Annotated in this window: 14 protein-coding genes and 3 pseudogenes; 3 read left to right on the top strand and 14 right to left on the bottom strand. The window is 40.2% G+C overall.

Annotated features, from left to right (window positions below):
• Positions 1-3: 3 nt before the first annotated feature.
• Genes menD through ACDG22_RS14045 form a run of 3 tightly spaced genes read right to left on the bottom strand, consistent with a single transcriptional unit; the run spans position 4 to position 3219 of the window.
• Positions 4-1671, bottom strand: coding sequence for a 2-succinyl-5-enolpyruvyl-6-hydroxy-3-cyclohexene-1-carboxylic-acid synthase (gene menD / locus ACDG22_RS14055; protein WP_022126340.1), 1668 nt, complete (start codon positions 1669-1671; stop codon positions 4-6).
• A gap of 10 nt (positions 1672-1681) precedes the next feature.
• Entirely contained in the window at positions 1682-2803 is a 1122-nt protein-coding gene (locus ACDG22_RS14050; RefSeq protein ID WP_022126341.1) for an isochorismate synthase, read from the bottom strand.
• Complete coding sequence (locus ACDG22_RS14045) at positions 2800-3219, bottom strand: PaaI family thioesterase (protein ID WP_022126342.1); 420 nt, start codon at positions 3217-3219, stop codon at positions 2800-2802. The genes ACDG22_RS14050 and ACDG22_RS14045 overlap by 4 nt, the downstream gene beginning before the upstream one ends.
• Before the next feature lie 141 nt (positions 3220-3360).
• On the opposite strand from ACDG22_RS14045, the gene ACDG22_RS14040 reads away from it, so the two are divergent.
• On the top strand, positions 3361-4707 hold the full coding sequence (locus ACDG22_RS14040) for an MATE family efflux transporter (protein ID WP_022126343.1): 1347 nt from the start codon (positions 3361-3363) through the stop codon (positions 4705-4707).
• Positions 4708-4786: 79 nt separating this feature from the next.
• Here the strand turns inward: ACDG22_RS14040 and ACDG22_RS14035 are convergent, their stop codons facing one another.
• Together ACDG22_RS14035 and ACDG22_RS14030 are read right to left on the bottom strand one after the other, a co-directional pair.
• Positions 4787-5779, bottom strand: coding sequence for an ISAon1 family transposase (locus ACDG22_RS14035; RefSeq protein WP_155162804.1), 993 nt, complete (start codon positions 5777-5779; stop codon positions 4787-4789).
• On the bottom strand, positions 5745-6131 hold the full coding sequence (locus tag ACDG22_RS14030; protein ID WP_007565224.1) for an ISAon1 family transposase N-terminal region protein: 387 nt from the start codon (positions 6129-6131) through the stop codon (positions 5745-5747). Before ACDG22_RS14030 ends, ACDG22_RS14035 begins: the two co-directional genes overlap by 35 nt.
• A gap of 120 nt (positions 6132-6251) precedes the next feature.
• Between ACDG22_RS14030 and ACDG22_RS14025 the strand changes: the two genes are divergently transcribed.
• On the top strand, positions 6252-6827 hold the full coding sequence (locus ACDG22_RS14025) for a Crp/Fnr family transcriptional regulator (RefSeq protein ID WP_370858938.1): 576 nt from the start codon (positions 6252-6254) through the stop codon (positions 6825-6827).
• 7 nt (positions 6828-6834) lie between these two features.
• On the opposite strand, the pseudogene tnpC reads toward ACDG22_RS14025, so the two are convergent.
• The 4 genes and pseudogenes from tnpC to bla form a co-directional block, all read right to left on the bottom strand.
• A pseudogene (tnpC, locus tag ACDG22_RS16525) lies at positions 6835-8615 on the bottom strand (IS66 family transposase).
• Positions 8616-8703: 88 nt separating this feature from the next.
• On the bottom strand, positions 8704-9048 hold the full coding sequence (tnpB, locus tag ACDG22_RS14010) for an IS66 family insertion sequence element accessory protein TnpB (protein WP_370858937.1): 345 nt from the start codon (positions 9046-9048) through the stop codon (positions 8704-8706).
• A 1-nt stretch (position 9049) separates the two neighbouring features.
• Positions 9050-9418: a hypothetical protein gene (locus ACDG22_RS14005; protein WP_009131422.1), complete on the bottom strand. Its 369-nt coding sequence runs from the start codon at positions 9416-9418 to the stop codon at positions 9050-9052.
• Positions 9419-9542: 124 nt separating this feature from the next.
• Positions 9543-10445 (bottom strand): class A beta-lactamase, subclass A2, encoded by a 903-nt coding sequence (gene bla / locus ACDG22_RS14000; RefSeq protein WP_022126344.1) that lies wholly within the window; start codon positions 10443-10445, stop codon positions 9543-9545.
• Positions 10446-10826: 381 nt separating this feature from the next.
• On the opposite strand from bla, the gene ACDG22_RS13995 reads away from it, so the two are divergent.
• Positions 10827-12011 carry a C1 family peptidase gene (locus ACDG22_RS13995; protein WP_022126364.1) on the top strand — a complete coding sequence of 395 codons (1185 nt, stop codon included), beginning with the start codon at positions 10827-10829 and terminating at the stop codon, positions 12009-12011.
• Between the two features lie 158 nt (positions 12012-12169).
• Here the strand turns inward: ACDG22_RS13995 and ACDG22_RS13990 are convergent, their stop codons facing one another.
• From ACDG22_RS13990 to ACDG22_RS13970, 5 genes and pseudogenes are all read right to left on the bottom strand, one after another.
• Entirely contained in the window at positions 12170-12943 is a 774-nt protein-coding gene (locus ACDG22_RS13990; protein WP_227994796.1) for an alpha/beta hydrolase, read from the bottom strand.
• A 77-nt stretch (positions 12944-13020) separates the two neighbouring features.
• Positions 13021-14625: an MFS transporter gene (locus ACDG22_RS13985; protein WP_270230887.1), complete on the bottom strand. Its 1605-nt coding sequence runs from the start codon at positions 14623-14625 to the stop codon at positions 13021-13023.
• Positions 14622-15690 (bottom strand): annotated as a pseudogene (locus ACDG22_RS13980) (HlyD family secretion protein). The gene ACDG22_RS13985 and the pseudogene ACDG22_RS13980 overlap by 4 nt, the downstream one beginning before the upstream one ends.
• Before the next feature lie 24 nt (positions 15691-15714).
• Positions 15715-17031, bottom strand: a pseudogene (locus ACDG22_RS13975) (TolC family protein).
• Positions 17012-17452: a MarR family winged helix-turn-helix transcriptional regulator gene (locus tag ACDG22_RS13970; protein WP_007571672.1), complete on the bottom strand. Its 441-nt coding sequence runs from the start codon at positions 17450-17452 to the stop codon at positions 17012-17014. Before ACDG22_RS13970 ends, ACDG22_RS13975 begins: the two are co-directional and overlap by 20 nt.
• Positions 17453-17596 lie beyond the last annotated feature (144 nt).

The following is a 17596-nucleotide window of genomic DNA, read 5'->3' as shown; positions in this document are numbered from 1 at the left end:
GATTTATTTTTGTTTTAGGTTATGGTAATATTCTTTGAGTAATTCGATATCTAATGCTTTGTCTGTAAATACTTCCAGAAGAATCGGATGGGTAGTTACATCAGGTTGGGTAAAGGCATTTATGGCAGTATGTAGTTCATTTCCATTATGTGCTGAAAGATATTCGAATCCTCTGTCTTCTGCCCATGCACGTGCAGATGTTGTATGGGTAGCGGTGACAAAGCGTCGTGCATTTTCATGTAATTCCAAGCCTGGAAGTGCATGAAAAATTTCTCCTCCTGCATTGTTTAGAAGCAGAATACGTATGTTTGTGCCATAATTAGAATTCCAAAGGGCATTCATATCATAGAAGAAGCTTAAATCGCCTATGAAGATAAAGTTCAGTTTATCAGAAGCTGTTGCATATCCTAGTGCGGTAGACAGTGATCCTTCTATACCATTAGTACCTCTGTTGGACAAAATTTCCACTTCTTCAGGCAAATCGAACAGTTGTGCATAGCGTACTACGGAGCTATTGGCCAGATGTAAAGAACATGGAACAGGAAGATGTTGGATGACTTCACCAATGGCACTCATTTCCGAATATGCAAAACTAGCCTGTGGGATAGCTTTTGACCGTGTTTCCCAAATCTTTGGGTACTCTGGTGTACGGCTATCTAACATTGGGGCTATCTTCTCCAAAAATTCGAAAGGATCCATTTCTATGATAGTGCTCAGTGAACCAAACAAATCGACGACTTCTCCATCAACAGATACATGCCAATGCTCCATCGGGGGATGCTTACGCAGAAATTTTTTTAAGCGTTTTGAGATAATATGTCCTCCGTATGTGATGAGTAATTCAGGACGCATTTTTTCTTGTTCTTCATTGTTCATCGAGCAAAGTAGAGGCTCTATATTTCGTATAGGCATTCCGGGGATGGTACGATTACTTATATTTTCGGTGAACCATGCGAAATGCTTGTACAGCATTTTGGTATATTTTTTGTCGAACAGATAAATCAGATTCATTTGTCCGACCACGATCATGCGTCGCTGGTATTTGTTTAATCGTTCAATGAGCGGTTGGTAATCTTTATCATAAATATTTAGTCCCTGGTAACGTGTAATTACTCGTGCACTAGGTAACTCTTTTTCAGGAAGTAAAAAGAACGGCTCACTGATCGGAACGTTGATATGTACTGGCCCCTTACCGTGATGGTTGAGCTCCAGCAGGGCTTCATTGATAAGTCGGTTGCAGAACCATTCACTTTCTTCGTTTGTTACTTCGGGTAAATTTACCGATTTTTTTACTAATGTACCGAATACTCCCGGTTGTGGTAATGTCTGCCCATCCATTTGTCCAATCCAAGCCGCTGGGCGATCAGCTGAAATTATTACTAATGGAACTTGCTGGTAAAAGGCTTCTGCTACAGCTGGGTGTAAATTTAATAATGCTGTACCTGATGTACAACACACAGCAACAGGAGTTCCCCCATGCAAGGCGAGTCCAAGTGCAAAGAAACCAGCACTTCGTTCGTCTGTCATCGGATAACATGTAGAGTCTGGTATATTGGCAAACGTTTGAACTATTGGAATGTTTCTACTTCCTGGACACAAAACGATGCGCTTTATTCCAAATGATCGAAGCAAAGAGGCTAGTTGTAATATGCTTTTTTTATCAGTATACATAGCTTTATTTTTATAAAATATTCCTCATGGTATTCATTTTCTGCTGTGTTTCTTCCCATTCTGTTTCAACGGTAGAGGAGGGAAGTATTCCGCCTCCGGCATAGAATGTTGCAGTTTTATCAGTAATATTCATACAGCGTAGATTGACATAAAGTGTTGTTTCACCTTGAGGATCTAGCCATCCGATAATTCCTGTATAATAAGCCCGGTTATATCCTTCGTTATTCAAAATGAAGTAGTATGCTTCTTCTTTGGGAAGGCCGCATACTGCTGGAGTGGGATGAAGCTCCTGTAAAATGTCACCTAAATGAGCTGTATCTTTTAGTTCAAAATGAAAATCAGTTTTTAAATGGACTAATTGTCCGGCTCGTGCCGTATAAGGACCTTTTTCCTTTAATTTGTTTCCGAAACGTTTTACAGTTTGCCGGATGTATTCACTGACAAATGCCTGTTCGTTCTGATTCTTTTCACTCCATTCCGTAGGCATTATTTCACCTTGCATAGGCATAGTGCCTGCAAGAGCTACTGTATGCCATTCTGTATCTTGTCCGCTTAAAATAATTTCAGGAGTACTTCCTATCCAGGTTCCAGTCTGTGGAGTGTGACATAAAGAAATCATCATACGTGGATAGTTATTACATGCACGTATAAATGCCGTAAGAGGAGAAAAATCTCCTTCTAATGCTTGAGTATAATTGCGTGACAGGACTAACTTTTTGAAAGTATTATCTTCTAGTGATGAAATGAAACGGGAGAAAACCTGTTCATATTTTTCTTTTGCTTCCTGAGTATTAGTGCTTCTTTTTTCTTTTGAATTGAAGGATGAGGAAAATTCAAATGATATTGATGAGGCAAATGCTTCGAGAGTCTGACTGATATTTTCCCATTCGTGTGCAACTTTATCCGGGCGTATAAGGACTGCCGGATATTCTTCTGTTTGATGAAAAGGAGTCATGACAAATCCTCTTTTACCGTTTAAAGCTGCCGGGCTGTTTAGTACTTCTACATCTTCTTCTTCCTGTAAAACCAATATTGGCTCATCTGTCCAAGGCAGACGATATAGAGCAAAACTGAAAGGACTACGTGTAAGATTATCTATCAGCTTGTGAATTGTTGTTCCGGGAAGATTCATAATCGTTTTTTTACTATTAAATTAACAATGCGTGCAGTAGAAACTAATTTACCTTCAGGAGTGGTTATATCGACATTCCATACGTGTGAAGTACGTCCTCTGTGTACAAGTTTTCCCACAGCTTCGACGTAAGTACCTATTGGAACCATGTGTACATGGTTAGCACTTATCTGTATGCCGCAAGGCATTTGTCCAGGTTCACATAAAGGGATTGAACCGTATCCTGCAACAGTTTCTGCTAATGCAAGAGAGGCTCCTCCATTTAAAATGTCTACAGGCTCACATGGGCGTGAAGTGCGTTCGTCGACAGGCATTGTTGCTTTTACATAACCTTCTTCAACGGAGATAAGTTGAATTCCGAGATTTTTTGCTAATGACTCCGGAAGTTCATAACATTTCTTTTCGCTCGTTTGCATAAGTCTTATATTCGTAAACTTTTGCAAAGTTACAATTTTCCATTCAAAAGCTGGAATAAGGTGTGAGAAATTACCATATGTTAATCTTTCTGTCATGCCATTGTCGTACTTTTGCACCCGGATTCAAATATAAAATAATATATGAGAGATAGCATTGATTTTAAAACGATGAATATACCGAAGCTTTTTCGGAAACTTCTTATTCCTACTGTATTAGGAATGATATTTAATGCGATATTTATTATAACAGATGGTATATTTGTAGGTAAAGGTATCGGAAGTGATGCGCTGGCTGCTGTTAATATTACGGCTCCCTTGTTTCTGATTAATACAGGAGTTGCTTTAATGTTTGGAATAGGTGCTTCAGTTGTTGCTTCTGTCCATTTATCACAAGGAAAAGCAAAGGTTGCACGTATTAATGTGACTCAGGCGATTATTGTATCATCTGTTTTATTATTGATTTATGCAATAGGAATCGTTTCGAATGTAGAGCGAGTTGCTGTCTGGTTGGGAAGTTCTGAACGTTTATTGCCTTTGGCTGTGGAGTATATGTACTGGTTTGTTCCTTTTTTGGTCTTTAGTGCTTTACTCTGTTCTGGTATGTTTTTTGTCCGTTTGGATGGGGCACCTAATTATGCAATGGTGTGTAATATCATTCCTGCTATAATAAATATTGTGCTGGATTATGTGTTTATCTTTATTCTTAAATGGGGAATGTTTGGTGCCGCTCTTGCTACTAGTTTGGGCTATATAGTTGGTGCTGTTATAATCTTGGCTTATTTGTTTCATCCTGAAAGGATACTGCATGTATGCCGAGTAAAATTGAGTAAAAAGAGTTTGTATCTTACCATAAGAAATGTAGGATATATGTGTCGCTTGGGATTTTCTTCTTTTTTATGTGAAACAGCTATTGCAACTATGATGTTTGTTGGAAATTATGTTTTTATCCGTTATTTAGGAGAAGATGGTGTAGCTGCATATAGTATTGCGTGTTATTTTTTCCCTATTGTTTTTATGGTATATAATGCCATTGCCCAGTCTGCACAACCTATATTGAGCTATAATTATGGAGCAAAATGTACAGCTCGTGTTCGTGAAACGTTTCGTTTGGCACTGACTACTGCGATATTGTGCGGAGCTGGTGTTTTTTTGCTTACATGGATATTTTCTCATCAGATTGTTGGCATGTTTCTTGATAGTTCTTATCCGGCATATAATATAGCAGTGAAAGGTTTGCCCTTATTTGCTTCGGGATTTGTATTCTTTGGAATAAATATTGTTTCTATTGGGTATTTTCAGAGCCTGGAACGTGATTGTCTGGCGATGATCATAACATTGTTACGTGGTTTTGTTTTAATCCTTTTGTGTTTCTGGATTCTGCCGATTATTTGGGGATCCTGGGGAATTTGGCTGGCTGTTCCGATGTCGGAGTTATTGACTTTCTTATTTGTTTTGGTTATTTATTGGTTGGAGAATCGGAGAAATTAGTGAGGATTGTTACATTTGTACAAAGAAAATATAAAAGATATGGATTCATTTATAGAAAGATTTTGGGGTCAGTAGAAATTTAGTGGGGATACGCATATAGCTTCGCAATGCGGAATAAAAAGAACTTCTTATCAGCTACTCCTCTTAGATTTGCTCTGAACAGTTTAATTTTTGCATTGAACGATTCTGCCATCGCATTTGAAGAACGATGGTTGTAGAAATTCAGTATTTCATCATAGTGCTCATAGAAAGTAGCAGCAATGACATTAAAAGAATGCATCCCTGCTTCTTCTACTTTATTATACCATCGTGCCATAGCCAGACGTGCAGCGTCCTTTATGGTGTTCTTAGAGAAAATCATCCGCAGGGAATGGCACAAACCGTATGCCTTTTTGATGTCAGGGTATTCCTCAAATAGGATTGCTGCCCTTTGCTTCTGTTTTTCTGTCCATTTATCAGCTGACTTGAAAAGCAGATACCGGGAGCGTATAAGTAATTCCCTACGGGTATCGCCATTGGAATATCGGTATGGGACATAATCTTCGTTCTTCCGCTTAGCTTCTTCCATTTCCTCATTGGCCTGCTGTATGGCATCCCAACGGTGTTTGATGCGTAATTCCTGCACAGCATCACAAGCTAATCTCTGAATGTGAAAACGGTCTATCACACGGCTGGCTTCAGGAAATGCAGTCCGTACAATCTTGCGCATGGAGTCTGAAAGGTCAAGTGTCACTTCTTTAACGGCATAACGGCTTTCCTCGTCAATTCGTTGCAGTACAGCTATTACATCCTCTGATTTAGTTCCTGCCACGACAGCTACCAGGGAGCACTCTCTCGTACAGGCATCACGGTTGGTTACAAAGGTGTAAAGTTCACCGTTGGAGAGTGAGGTCTCGTCAATCGCCAGATACGGTCCCATATTTTCCGGAAACAGCATCCATTCACCGGCATGGGATAACTGTTCCCAATTACGATATCCGCTGAGAACCTCCTTGTACTGTTTTTCAAATGTATGACCATCTATATGATAGAATTCCTCAAGCGTACGGCAGGTCACTGGGGATGTCTCCATACGTTTCTTTTAAAAAAGCCCCAAATTCTTTGGAGTATCTGGTTCCCTTGGCTACAACATCGAGGTCGATGGGAATACTGAAACTTTTACCTGTGCGCAAGTCCGTCCAACGACGACGTCTGATCTTGAGGATTACCTTATGGTCCCGTATGGGAAAGTCTGTCACATTAACAGCTTCCATAAAACCTTTGGATTCAAAATGTTCGTCATTGCTTAACTTGGAATTCATCTTTTCATCCAGACTAATATGAATCTCTTGAGAGGTTTGTTCAACTCCAGAGATAAGAAAGTAATCTAATATCTGAGCCGGCAACACGAGGCTGGCTAGCATATTCAAATAATCGTTTTTCATAATGCGAAGTAAGCAATACTTTACGAGTATAAAAAATAATCCCCACTAAATTTCTACTGACCCAGATTTTGTGCAAAATATTATTTTCCTTATGCTGAAGGAAGACAATTGATTGAGGGTATGGAATATAAGACTTATCGTAAAGGTGATTGTCTGGTACGTGAGGGAGAACGTGACACGTCTTTCTATATAATTGCTCGTGGTATTTGGCGAGGGCATTATTTACGTGATGGGCAGGAGGTATCTGTCTGGTTTGCTTCTGAAGGAGAAGCTTTATTTTCTACATGGGGATATGTCGATAATGCTGTTTCGAGAATAACTATTGAGGCAATGAGTGAAGCTGCATTGTATTGTATGCCAAAGCAGAAATTGGAAAAGTTGTTTGCTTCATCAGTTGATTTTGCCAATTTAGGAAGAAAACTTTTTGAGCGTGAATTTCTTAATGTAGAAACATGGCTTATTAATGGTGGGGCTTCCCAGGCTAGGGAACGTTATTTGGCATTACTTGAAGATAACCCGGAGCTTCTCCGTCATGTCCCATTAAAATATATAGCTTCATATTTATATATAACCCCACAATCGTTGAGCCGTATTCGTGCAGAATTGGCTAAAAGTGGTAACCATTCTATTTTCCGCCACGACAATTTTATCGGCTGTTTTTCAGCCGATAAAATAAAAATGTCCGCAAGAAAATAGTTTAGTTTTAACATTCCGATTTATAAAAACATGGCAGAAGGACCTTCTTGTCGCAGTCCTTACCATGAAGAATACATTCAAACAAGTGCTTCAGGTAATCCTGAGGATCTATGTCATTAAGTTTGCAGCTTTCTATCAGAGAAAAGATGAATGCCGAGTTTCCTGCTGCATCCTCACTGCCGATGTTCATACAGTTCTTGAGCAGCAGCTTTACAGGTTTCATCCTTTGCTCACAGAGGTTGTTCGATATTTCCGCAGAACCGTCCTTGAGGATATTTTTCAAGGATTTCCACTGGTTTATCGTATAGTTCACAGCCTTTCTCATCAGTTCGTTTGCCATGAGTTTAGTATCCTGCATCATCATGACCACCTTATGATGGATACGTTCAAGAATAGGTCTCGTAAGCTTAAGTCTTTTTTCCTTAATCTGCTCACCACTGAGTTTCATTGTGCGGAACAAGTCTTCATTTCTGAACATATCACCGATAGGGTCTATTATATCCATCGCAGTTCTGTCTGATGGCAAGGCATCGACCCACAGCCTCCTGCAGTGTGTCCAGCAGCCTATATGAAGCACCTTTGAGTCTTCTCCGTCGAACATCCTGTAAACCGTATATCCGTCTGTAGATAAAGATCCCATAAAATGTTCAAGGAAGGTCTTTGCTACATCAGAGGCTCTGCTGCCGTTATTGTAATGATAGTAAACCAACTTGACATGCTTTGCAAAAAAGCCCATAAATACTTTCTCCTGTAAGCCTTGCCTTCCGGTGTTTCAACTCCGACAAGTTCGGTCGTCTCGTCAACCATAAGGTATTTTGCCTGTTGTACAAACTCCTTGAAGACATCTTCCATAAACTCCCTAAGCCTGGAGATTCCGTTATGGATATAGCCGTTCAGCGTGGTATTGCTTATGTGGATGCCTTCTCTTGCAAGCAGTCTTATCTGTCTGTTCTCAGGCATACTGAAGTCATATTTCAGACAAAGCAGACGGGCAAGCAAATCAGGGGAAAAGATTCCTCCAAGGTTTTTCAAGGGATGCTCCATCGTGTTAGTGAAAGTGCCGTCTGCAAGCTTTACCCTTGCCACCTTGTACACATGTTCCACGTTATGAGCACGCACATGTTCTATAAACCTGTATTCCCACACATCAGCCATTCCGTTACGGTTCATAAGCCTTGCACCATCCGGGAGTTGGTAATAGTCTTCTATTTCATGAACAATTACCTTATCCACCTTCAGCCTGGTCTTTGCTGCACGGGGAGCAGTTTCCTTTTTCCTTGAAGGCCTGCAGTTCTGTGAAGATACGTTACCGGAAGAGGTATTGCTGCCGGTACCGTTACCATCGGTCTTATTATCATCATCACCTTTCTTGCCAGAACCGTCGTACTCGGACTTCTCCATTGCAGACTTGTCAATGTTACGGTTGTTCAGCAGCCTTCTTTGTTCTGAGGTACGGCCGAAACGGTGTTTCCTGCTGCCCTCAAGCTGAAGCCTGAGATTGGATATCTCATTTGCCAGCATCATGTTCACCTCGTCTTTTGCCTCAAGCTGCTTTCTCATAAGTTCCATCTCTTTCCTGTAATGTTCAACCGTACTCGATTGCTTTTCGAGGGATTCTTTGAGGTCATTGATTGTATCAACCATAGCCTTGGAGTTCTCTTTGTTTGATTCTTCAATAGCCTTAAGCCTCGCAATCAGTTCGTTTACCTGTTTGCGAAGCCCCGCCTTTTCCTCATTCGCCAGACCCAGCTGGCAGCAAAGTAACTCGTATGCTCTTTCATCAATCATGATATAAAGGTACGAAAAATCAGGCAGTTACGCAAACTTTTTATCGTTTATTCTTATATTATTTTTATTGATAATCAATGTATTAATATTAATCTTTCGGACTGACGTACATCTTGTCAACTACTATGCTTTCCGTAAGATAGGCCATGTCCGGCCATTGTATCCGGTAGCATTTGGAAACTTCATCAAACACAGGTTTCTTGAACTTTCCCATAACAGGACGTTTCTCGTAAAGCACATAAAAACCACGTTCGTAATGAAGTATCTTCACAACCTTCCGGTTCCTGGACATGAACATATATACATTGGATGCATCGCTCGGGTCAAGTGACATCTCTTCCCTTATACTCTCACACAGGCGGAAGATTCCTTTCCGCAAATCCACATTACCGTTAAACAGGTAATAGTTCAGGTTAGCGCTAAGTCCGAGCATATCATCCTATCATTTTATTAAGCAACAGGCTCAAATCAAGAACTGTGGTGTTTCTCAGGAACAGTGTGGCACCTGATGTCAATTGCAGTTTTACCCACTTAATCGGAGATTCACCTTCAGGTTGTTTCACCTCCAACTTTACGGTTGGACTGTTGCAAGGCTTGCCGGTTATCCGGACTTTGGCAACCTTGGGTTGCTCAACCTGGACTGTCTTGCCTAACTTTTCGCTCCATAGCTGATGACGCTGCCAGTTCATGAACTTGTCGTAATTTACTCCATAATCCGCACAGAACTCACGAAGATCCTTGGTCTCACTGCATAACTGATAGAGGTCATATACCTCCTGGTAGTTTACTTTTTCTTTTGCCATAATCATTGTTGTTTAAGGGTTACGGCGCAAAGGTAGGTTTAGGGAACATGCGTGTCAAGGCGGAAAATAGAATGGTTACCTAAAAGTGGTAGGTGTTGATTTTACTTTTGTATGTGAATTAAGTTTATTTGTTGGAGATGTTCTTTTCTGAAACTAGATGATGATATACAATTCCCGAAATATTTGCTATGATTTTTTCAGTATCAGCCATACTTTCTGTTGAATCTTTGACCAATACTGCTATTGTGTAGCGTTTCCCGTCTGGAAGAAGAATAAAACCAACATCATTGATACCAATTAATTCTCCCTGCACGTTCCGGTCGGAAGTTCCTGTTTTGTGACCTATTCGTGCTGTAGTATCCAACAAAGGAGCTGGTAACCTGTTAGTACCGGTTTGACAATTAAGCATTGTTTCTTTGAGGAAGTTTTGATATTCGGTTGGAAATAATTCTTTTGAAAATAACATATCGGTTAGGGAAGCTATTTCCAAAGGGGTACTCCAGTTCTCATAACAAGCTGCCAAATCCTCATGCATGTCATCTTCTGTCTTTGATATGGAAAAATTATTAATCCCCAAAGAACGTATATAGGAATCTGTATACGATACGCCGCCGGTATAATTGAATAATATATCGCAAGCATTATTATCACTCTTTTGAATGGTATAATCTAATAACTGAGCTATGGGCATGTAAATGTTTCCTTCCGGATATTTATCGCGTAAAGGGCTGTAAGTATCATCAAGCAGTGCTTCTTTAGGTATAAATATCTTGGTGGAAAGTGGTTGATTATGTTGGTGCAGATAATGGAGTACAGCTAAAGCTTGAGGGTATTTCATGACACTCATCAATGGATAATGACACTCATTGTTTACAGTTATGGTATCTTTCCCGTTAATGATTATTGCTACTCCAACCTGTGCAGGGACGTTTTCAATCGATTTTTTGATTTTTGATTCTAATAAAACTTCTTGTGCCTGTATCAGAGAGGTAGATAATATGAAAAGGAATAATATTAAAAAACGCATAAAAGGTAAGCCACAGTTGGCATACGAGATATATTCACCTTTTTCGAATAAAATGATTTCAGTTTTCTCTGTATTACGGCGGATACGTGCAGCGGCAGTTGCACCTCCGGCTACTCCTCCGATGATAATGTACTTCATATGTATATTCTTTTATGTTGTTATTATTTTCTAATGGAAAATTTTTGCAAAGAAAATAATTTATTCTTTATGGATAAATTTTTCATTGGAAAATATTTTTGTCTTTAATTGTTATTAACATGTTGTGGCTTTCATGAGCTGAAAGTAGAGGGAAAATTGTAGAATATGAGTTGGATTTGCTGTACAAGACGTATTTTTTGTTTATTTTTGACACATAAAACTTTTATATATAAAAACATACAGATGAAACCAATACATTACACACTGTCTGTCCTGTTACTTGCTTCGGCTTCACTTTGGGCAGAAAACAATGAAGGATATAAGTTCGAAACAGTAGTTAACCAAAAAGTCACTCCGGTGAAAGACCAGGCTTCTACCGGTACATGCTGGTGCTTTGCCACAACTTCTTTTGTAGAGGCAGAACTGTTGCGTCAGGGCAAGGGTGAATATGATTTGTCGGAGATGTTTATCGTACGTCAGAAATATATGAATCAGCTGAAAGATAATTTCTTGCGTCAGGGCAAAGGGAATATCGGCCAGGGAAGCATTACTACAAGCTGGATTACGGCATTCAATCAGGTCGGCATTGTACCGGAAGAAGTTTATATGGGTATTAATTATGACTCAAAATTACATAACCATTCGGAAATGGTGGAGTATATGACAGCTATAGCCAAAGAGGCAGTTAACATGAAAAAGTCATCTCCTCAGTATGAGCAGCTGATAAATAGTTTGTTCGATATTTATTTAGGAAAAGTACCTGAGAAGTTTACTTATAAAGGAAAGGAATATACCCCTAAAAGTTTTGCTGAAAGTTTGGGCATTTGTACGGATGATTATGTGATGCTGACAAGTTTTACTCATAAACCGTATTATGAGCCGTTTGAGATTGAGATTCCCGATAACTGGGAGCACGACCGTATGTATAATTTGCCGTTGGATGAGCTGATAGAGGCTACCGACCATGCGCTGACCAATGGTTATACTGTGTGCTGGGACGGTGATGTAAGCGAACGAGGCTTTTCTTTCTCGAATGGAATAGCCATTAATCCGGAGGTGGATGATGTAGACGAATATAAAGACAGTGACCGTGCTCGTTGGGGACAGATGACAAAGCGTGATCGTCTGGCAGAGGTGTTCCAGTTTAAGCATCCTTACCCGGAAGTGAATGTAACTCCGGAAGTTCGCCAGCAAGGATATGAATCGTTTGCTACAACCGATGATCATCTGATGCATCTTACTGGTATTGCTAAAGATCAGAACGGAACAAAATATTATATTACCAAAAACTCTTGGGCTGCCGACAGTAATAAATTTGGAGGTTATCTGAATATGTCGGAAAGTTATGTACGTGCCAAGACTATTTTTGTGATGATGCACAAGGATTCACTTCCCAAGGAATTGAAGAATAAGCTGGGAATTAAATAAAACGGATTTCCGGTTGAATCCATAGTAAAATGCAGACAAAAGAAATCTCTTAAATAGAAGTGTTGAAAGTATGAATGTTATGCTTCTGTTTGAGTTTGGATAAAATGAAATGAGGCTACTTTTTTAAGGTAGCCTCATTTCATTTTATTGTTTTGATATCATTCACCATTGTTCCGATATCCGTCAAAGAATTTTTTGAAAAACAGCCATTGATAGTCTATTGAATTATTCCAATAGGTGCTGCTATGTTTCCCGGGACGGATGATAAAATCGTGGAAAATACCTCGTTTTTCCAATTCTTCATGAAATTTCTGGTTGACTTCCAGGAAGAAATCTCCTGTGCCGCAATCGATAATTAATGCCAGATCACCATTTTGAATTTTATCCAGCTGTGTCATTACAGTGTGCTCATCCCATCGTTGACGGTTTTTGGATAGCTCTCCAAGTTGTTCTTTCATTTTCCATTCGTGAGGAAACGGACGAATGTCTACACCACCACTGGTACTGCCTCCTGCACCAAAAACATCTTTATGACGAATAGAAAGCCACATACCTCCATGACCACCCATGCTAAGTCCTGTTACAGCTCTTCCTTTCCGGTCCTTTATTGTTGAATAATGTGTATCTATATACTTTACCAGTTCAGAGGAAACGAATGTTTCATATTGGCTGTCGGCATGGGTAGGGCTGTCCCAGTACCAGCTGTTTTTCCCGTCCGGACATACTACGATAATTCCATCCCGATCTGCCATTTGAGGAAGTTCTGGCTTAATCCCCAACCAGGTAAGTGAGTTGCCTCCATATCCGTGCAGCAGATATAGGGTAGGGCATTTTTTCCCTTCTAAAGCTTGATCGGGCACAATGACTGCTACTTTGATCTCTTTTTTCATTTTAGGACTTTCTACCGATAATGTATCGATACGTGCAGCCATCGTATTGAGGGCAAATGATAAAATCCCCAAGCTGCATACTATAATTCTTTTGATAGTCATTTTTATTTTGTTTTTTGTTATACCATATCATCTCCTGTTTTGGCAAAGGTAACTCTAATTGTTTTATGGAAAGGTATAAAACGTGAAATAATAGCGATTATCAGAGTAATGATAAATAGCCACCCCAGTATCTCTTTTAATGCCAGCAGCAGACTCTGTTGCTGCAAAGTAGTATAGAGCGAGGTTGTTGCCAGTTGGGTAGCTTCACTATATTCGTGTCCCTGAGCCAGGCCGCTTGTAAGCGATTGTGAGAATTTCGAGGCAGCCAGAGGATCAGCCATCGTTATGGTCTCGGATAAAGAGTGCATGTATTTTTGCTGTAGCCTGTATAGCGTATTACTGTAAAAAGATGTAGCTATGATAGGAGCTAGTACAGAACGGAATATTATCAGAAAGAAAGCATTCGAAAGCAGGAACTTCGGATTCAAGTCTTCTACGGCAAACAGAGCGAAGGCTATAATCAGAGCCAGCATACCCAATCCACGCAGGAAGATGGGAAAGAACAACATTTCGTATGTACTTTCAGGCGAAATACCGAAATAAAGGATGCCGAAGAAAATAGCGAAGCATGCCATACCTCCAGCAATGAAAAAACGGAAACGCCAGCGTTGCCATCTGAACCACCAGAAACAGATGAATGCTCCTAGTATATATCCGGGTAAAAGCCAGATATAAAGTACATAAGAGTGTGTACTGTCTACTTTTAGAATAGATGTCATGTAGTTCGTCAGTAATGTGGTTGATGTACTGAAAAACATGATGAGCATCATGTAAAAATAGCCAACTATAGCTTTAGGTTGATATAAGGGAGCCAGATTGACATAAGGAGTTTCGGAATGATATTGCATCCAGACAAAAAAAGCTATCAGAATCGGTGCTATGGCAATGTAAGCGCAGATTTTGTAGGATGACATCCAGTCGAGTATTTTTCCGTAATTGATGACATACATCAGCATCAGCAGACCGATAGCGATTACGAACATCTCCCGCAGATGCAATTCTTCTATGGGAATTTTCTGTAACGGGCGGTTGTGGCGATAGCAGACTATTACCAGCAATATAGCCAATAACAACAGAAGCATCATAAAATAATACATGTACTTCCAGTTGTAATGATAGGCAAGTTCTGCTGTGAGCACCATAGATATCTGGCCACTTCCATATACTAATGGATAGAAGTATGAGTAGAATTCGCTACGGACATTTTTCGGACTGAATATCTTTTGTGCATGTCGGATAAACCAAAGCATGAGGAATCCTTTCAGAAAGCCTATGGCAAAACTGGCAACAATCAGAATATCCGCACTTTGCGAGCGGGCGCATATCCAGCTTAATATAAATTGCAAAGCCAGATCGGCGAGCAAAAGAAACTTGACTGAGAAAGCAGACAGGACTTTCGGTACGATGGGATAGGCTATTGCCATGCCTGCCGAAGCAGCGTAATATCCCATTGTTATATCTTCTGTATTGGTACCTAGTGTGCTGGATACCTCAAGCATACTTCCTGTATACGAACCGTTGAGCATCGTTATAGGAAGAATAATAATGAAAATACTTATCAATGCCAGCCAGTTGGGAACCCACTTACGTAAGGGTAATCCCAGTTCTCTCATATTTGTCATTTGCGTAATGCTTCTGTTTCTACCATCATTCCGGCACGCAGGTGTTGTGCATCTTCTTCACTGATATTGATAATATCGATACGGACTGGAATACGTTGTTGTACCTTTACAAAGTTGCCGGCAGAATTATCTGTGGGAACAAGCGAATATTTTGAGCCGGTTGCTTCTGATATAGCTGTAACCTTTCCTTCAAACACTTTTCCAGGCAAAGCGTCTACTTTAATGCGTACCGGTTGTCCGATGTAAATGTTTACAATCTGCGTTTCCTTATAGTTTGCAGTAATCCATTTATCTTTGTTGCGGACCAGGTACGAAATGGTTTGTCCTGCCTGTACAAACTGTCCGGGCTCCAAGGTACGTCGCCCCATATATCCATCGTAAGGAGCAGTCACAACAGTATACGAGAGATTCAGGCGTGCCAAGTCTAAGTCGGCTTCTTTGCGGAGGATAGCTGCTTCAGCGCTGGTATTCTTTTTGCTTGCTTCCGAATATTGTGACAATGCTACACGTTTTTGTTCGAGTAAAGCCTGATAGCGTGCTTGTGCTGCGTCGTAAGCAGCTTTGGCTTGTTCGTATTGCTGTTCGGGTACAGATTCCTCTTTAAAGTAACCGTTCGAAGCGATGATAGTCCTGTTCCAGTTGCCATAATTTGGCTTTTGCCTCGGCAATGTTTGCTTCCTGTACGGCAATGTTTGTATGTGAGGTTTCGATGCCTGAGTGGAGTGCATCCTTCGAACCTTGAGCGTCGAGTAGGGAAGCTTCTGCTTCTTTTACCTTTATTTGATACTCACGGTTGTCGAGAACTAACAGGGTATCTCCTTGATGGACAAATTGATGTTCCTTAAAGCGAACTTCTTTGATATATCCTGTTGCGCGGATATTCAAGGGTATGACGTATTGATCGACAAAAGCGTCGTTTGTTACTTCATAATTTATGTACCGTCAAAAATAAGTGGCAGTCCACCATAATCCCGAACAAGCCAGGATGATACAGATGGTATTCAAAATGAAATTGCGAATACGCAGTTTCTTTAGTTTTTTCTGTTTAATTTCTAGTTCAGACATAGTGCTTGGGATTAAGTTTGTGAATTACAAGCGTCCGCAGGCGCGTTCCAGTTGATAATAAGTATAAATAACCCGGGTACGGGCTGAAGTGAGCTGAAGTTCTGCATTCAGACGGACAGAGTTAGCATCCAGTAAATCTGTCAGTATGGCCAGCTGGTTCAGATAGCGGTTTTGCATGATACGATAGTTTTCTTCTGCCTGTTTGACAGAGAGTTTTAATGCTTCTACCTGTTGCAGTGCTTCATGATGACGAAGGTAGGCCGTACGTACATTAACTTTGATTTGCTGCACCCTTTGTTCTTCGATGTTCTGGCTAAGTCTTACCGCAAGTTAACTTTCTTTAGTCTTATGGTTGTTTTTGTCTAATGACGAAAGAGGGTATGATACAGACAAGCCTATGTTCCAATTATTATTATACATGTCGGCCATTGTTCTCGAGATAGGACGTGCCAGTGTATTCGCTGCATAAAGCGATATGTTTGGCAGGTATTCAGCTTTTGCCAGACGGACATCGTTTTGTGCAACTTCCGTTTGCTTGCGTAACAGTAATATTCCCGGATCATTCATACAAGCTTGTGCTACGTAGTCATCGTATTTTTCAAGGGCAATGGAACGGTAGAGCAAGGCTGTATCTGGCAATAACAAGCAGTTTTCGTTAATTCCTGGTAAGATATCCAGCTGTTGAGATACAAGTGCGATACTATTTTCCGTTTCTGTAAGTGAAAGGCGGTCGTTAGTAAGTTGCATTTCGCTTCGAAGTACATCATTATTTGTTATGAGTCCCTCCTTTTTCATCTGCTTGATATCTTTCAGCCGACGTTCTGATTCTTCAGTGTTTCGGGTTAATACGTCGTGCTGGCGGAATAAACTAAACAAGCTCATATATTGCTCCAAGAGATTGAGCTTTATATCAGCACGGTCTGTTACGGTCTGAAGAGAGGCTATCTCTTTTTTCAGATCTGCTTTATGTATAGCATATCGTATCTTACCTCCTTGATATAAAGGTTGAGTAAAATTTATGGCATAATTTTGTGACCAGTCGGGAGTATCTGGATAGGTTGCGTCTGATAAGCCATGCTGGAAAACAACGGGTTGTCCTATAACACCTCCGTTAAGCCCTATCTGTAAGTCGGGTAACAGTGAAGTACGTGCTGTCTTTCCCTGCTCGTGTGCCATTGATTCCTGTACTTTGTCCGCCTGGAGTTTCAAACTGTTTTCCACACCTAGACGGAACAGCTCATCCACGGTAAGAAACAATGAATCAGCTGGAGAAGCTATGCTTTTACAATAACTTCCTGAAAGTAGAAAGACAAGTAAGTATTTATATATTTTCGAGTACATCATATACGGATTTTAATTCGGACATCATGGTTCTGATGCTATCAAGCCCTATTATTTGTTCTGCATTTACATATACTTGATCCAATATGGGCCGAATCTGATTACGGAATTCTTCGCCTTCTTTTGTAAGGTAAACCAATTTGCTACGCCGGTCTGCGGGATCTTCTTTACGACATACGTATCCTTTTTTTTCCAGGTTATTCATCAGATTAGTCAGGCATGCTTTGTCTTTGGCTGTTCGTTCCGCTAAAACTTGCTGGGTGATACCTTGCTCGTGCCACAGGCTACTTAATATTTGTAGCATTTCGAATGTGATTCCTGCATTATTCCTTTTTAAAGTTCGTTGCATGGCTCTACGGAAAGACATGCGAGTGCGGAATACCTGCAGCATTAACTCTCTAAACTCTCCTCCTTCTCTCATGATTATCTTTTTACTTTTGAACTGCAAAAGTACGAATTTTAGTCTTATTAGTCAAATATTTGACTAATTATTCATTGCGTATGATTGGAGTATATGTAGAAAAGCTGCTTATTATGAGTGAGTTATGCTTTTTTGATTATCGAG

Source organism: Phocaeicola coprocola, from assembly GCF_041333015.1.
GTDB classification, from domain to species: domain Bacteria; phylum Bacteroidota; class Bacteroidia; order Bacteroidales; family Bacteroidaceae; genus Phocaeicola; species Phocaeicola coprocola.
Note: the sequence above shows the minus strand (reverse complement) of the source record. Positions and strands in the feature narration are given on the sequence as shown.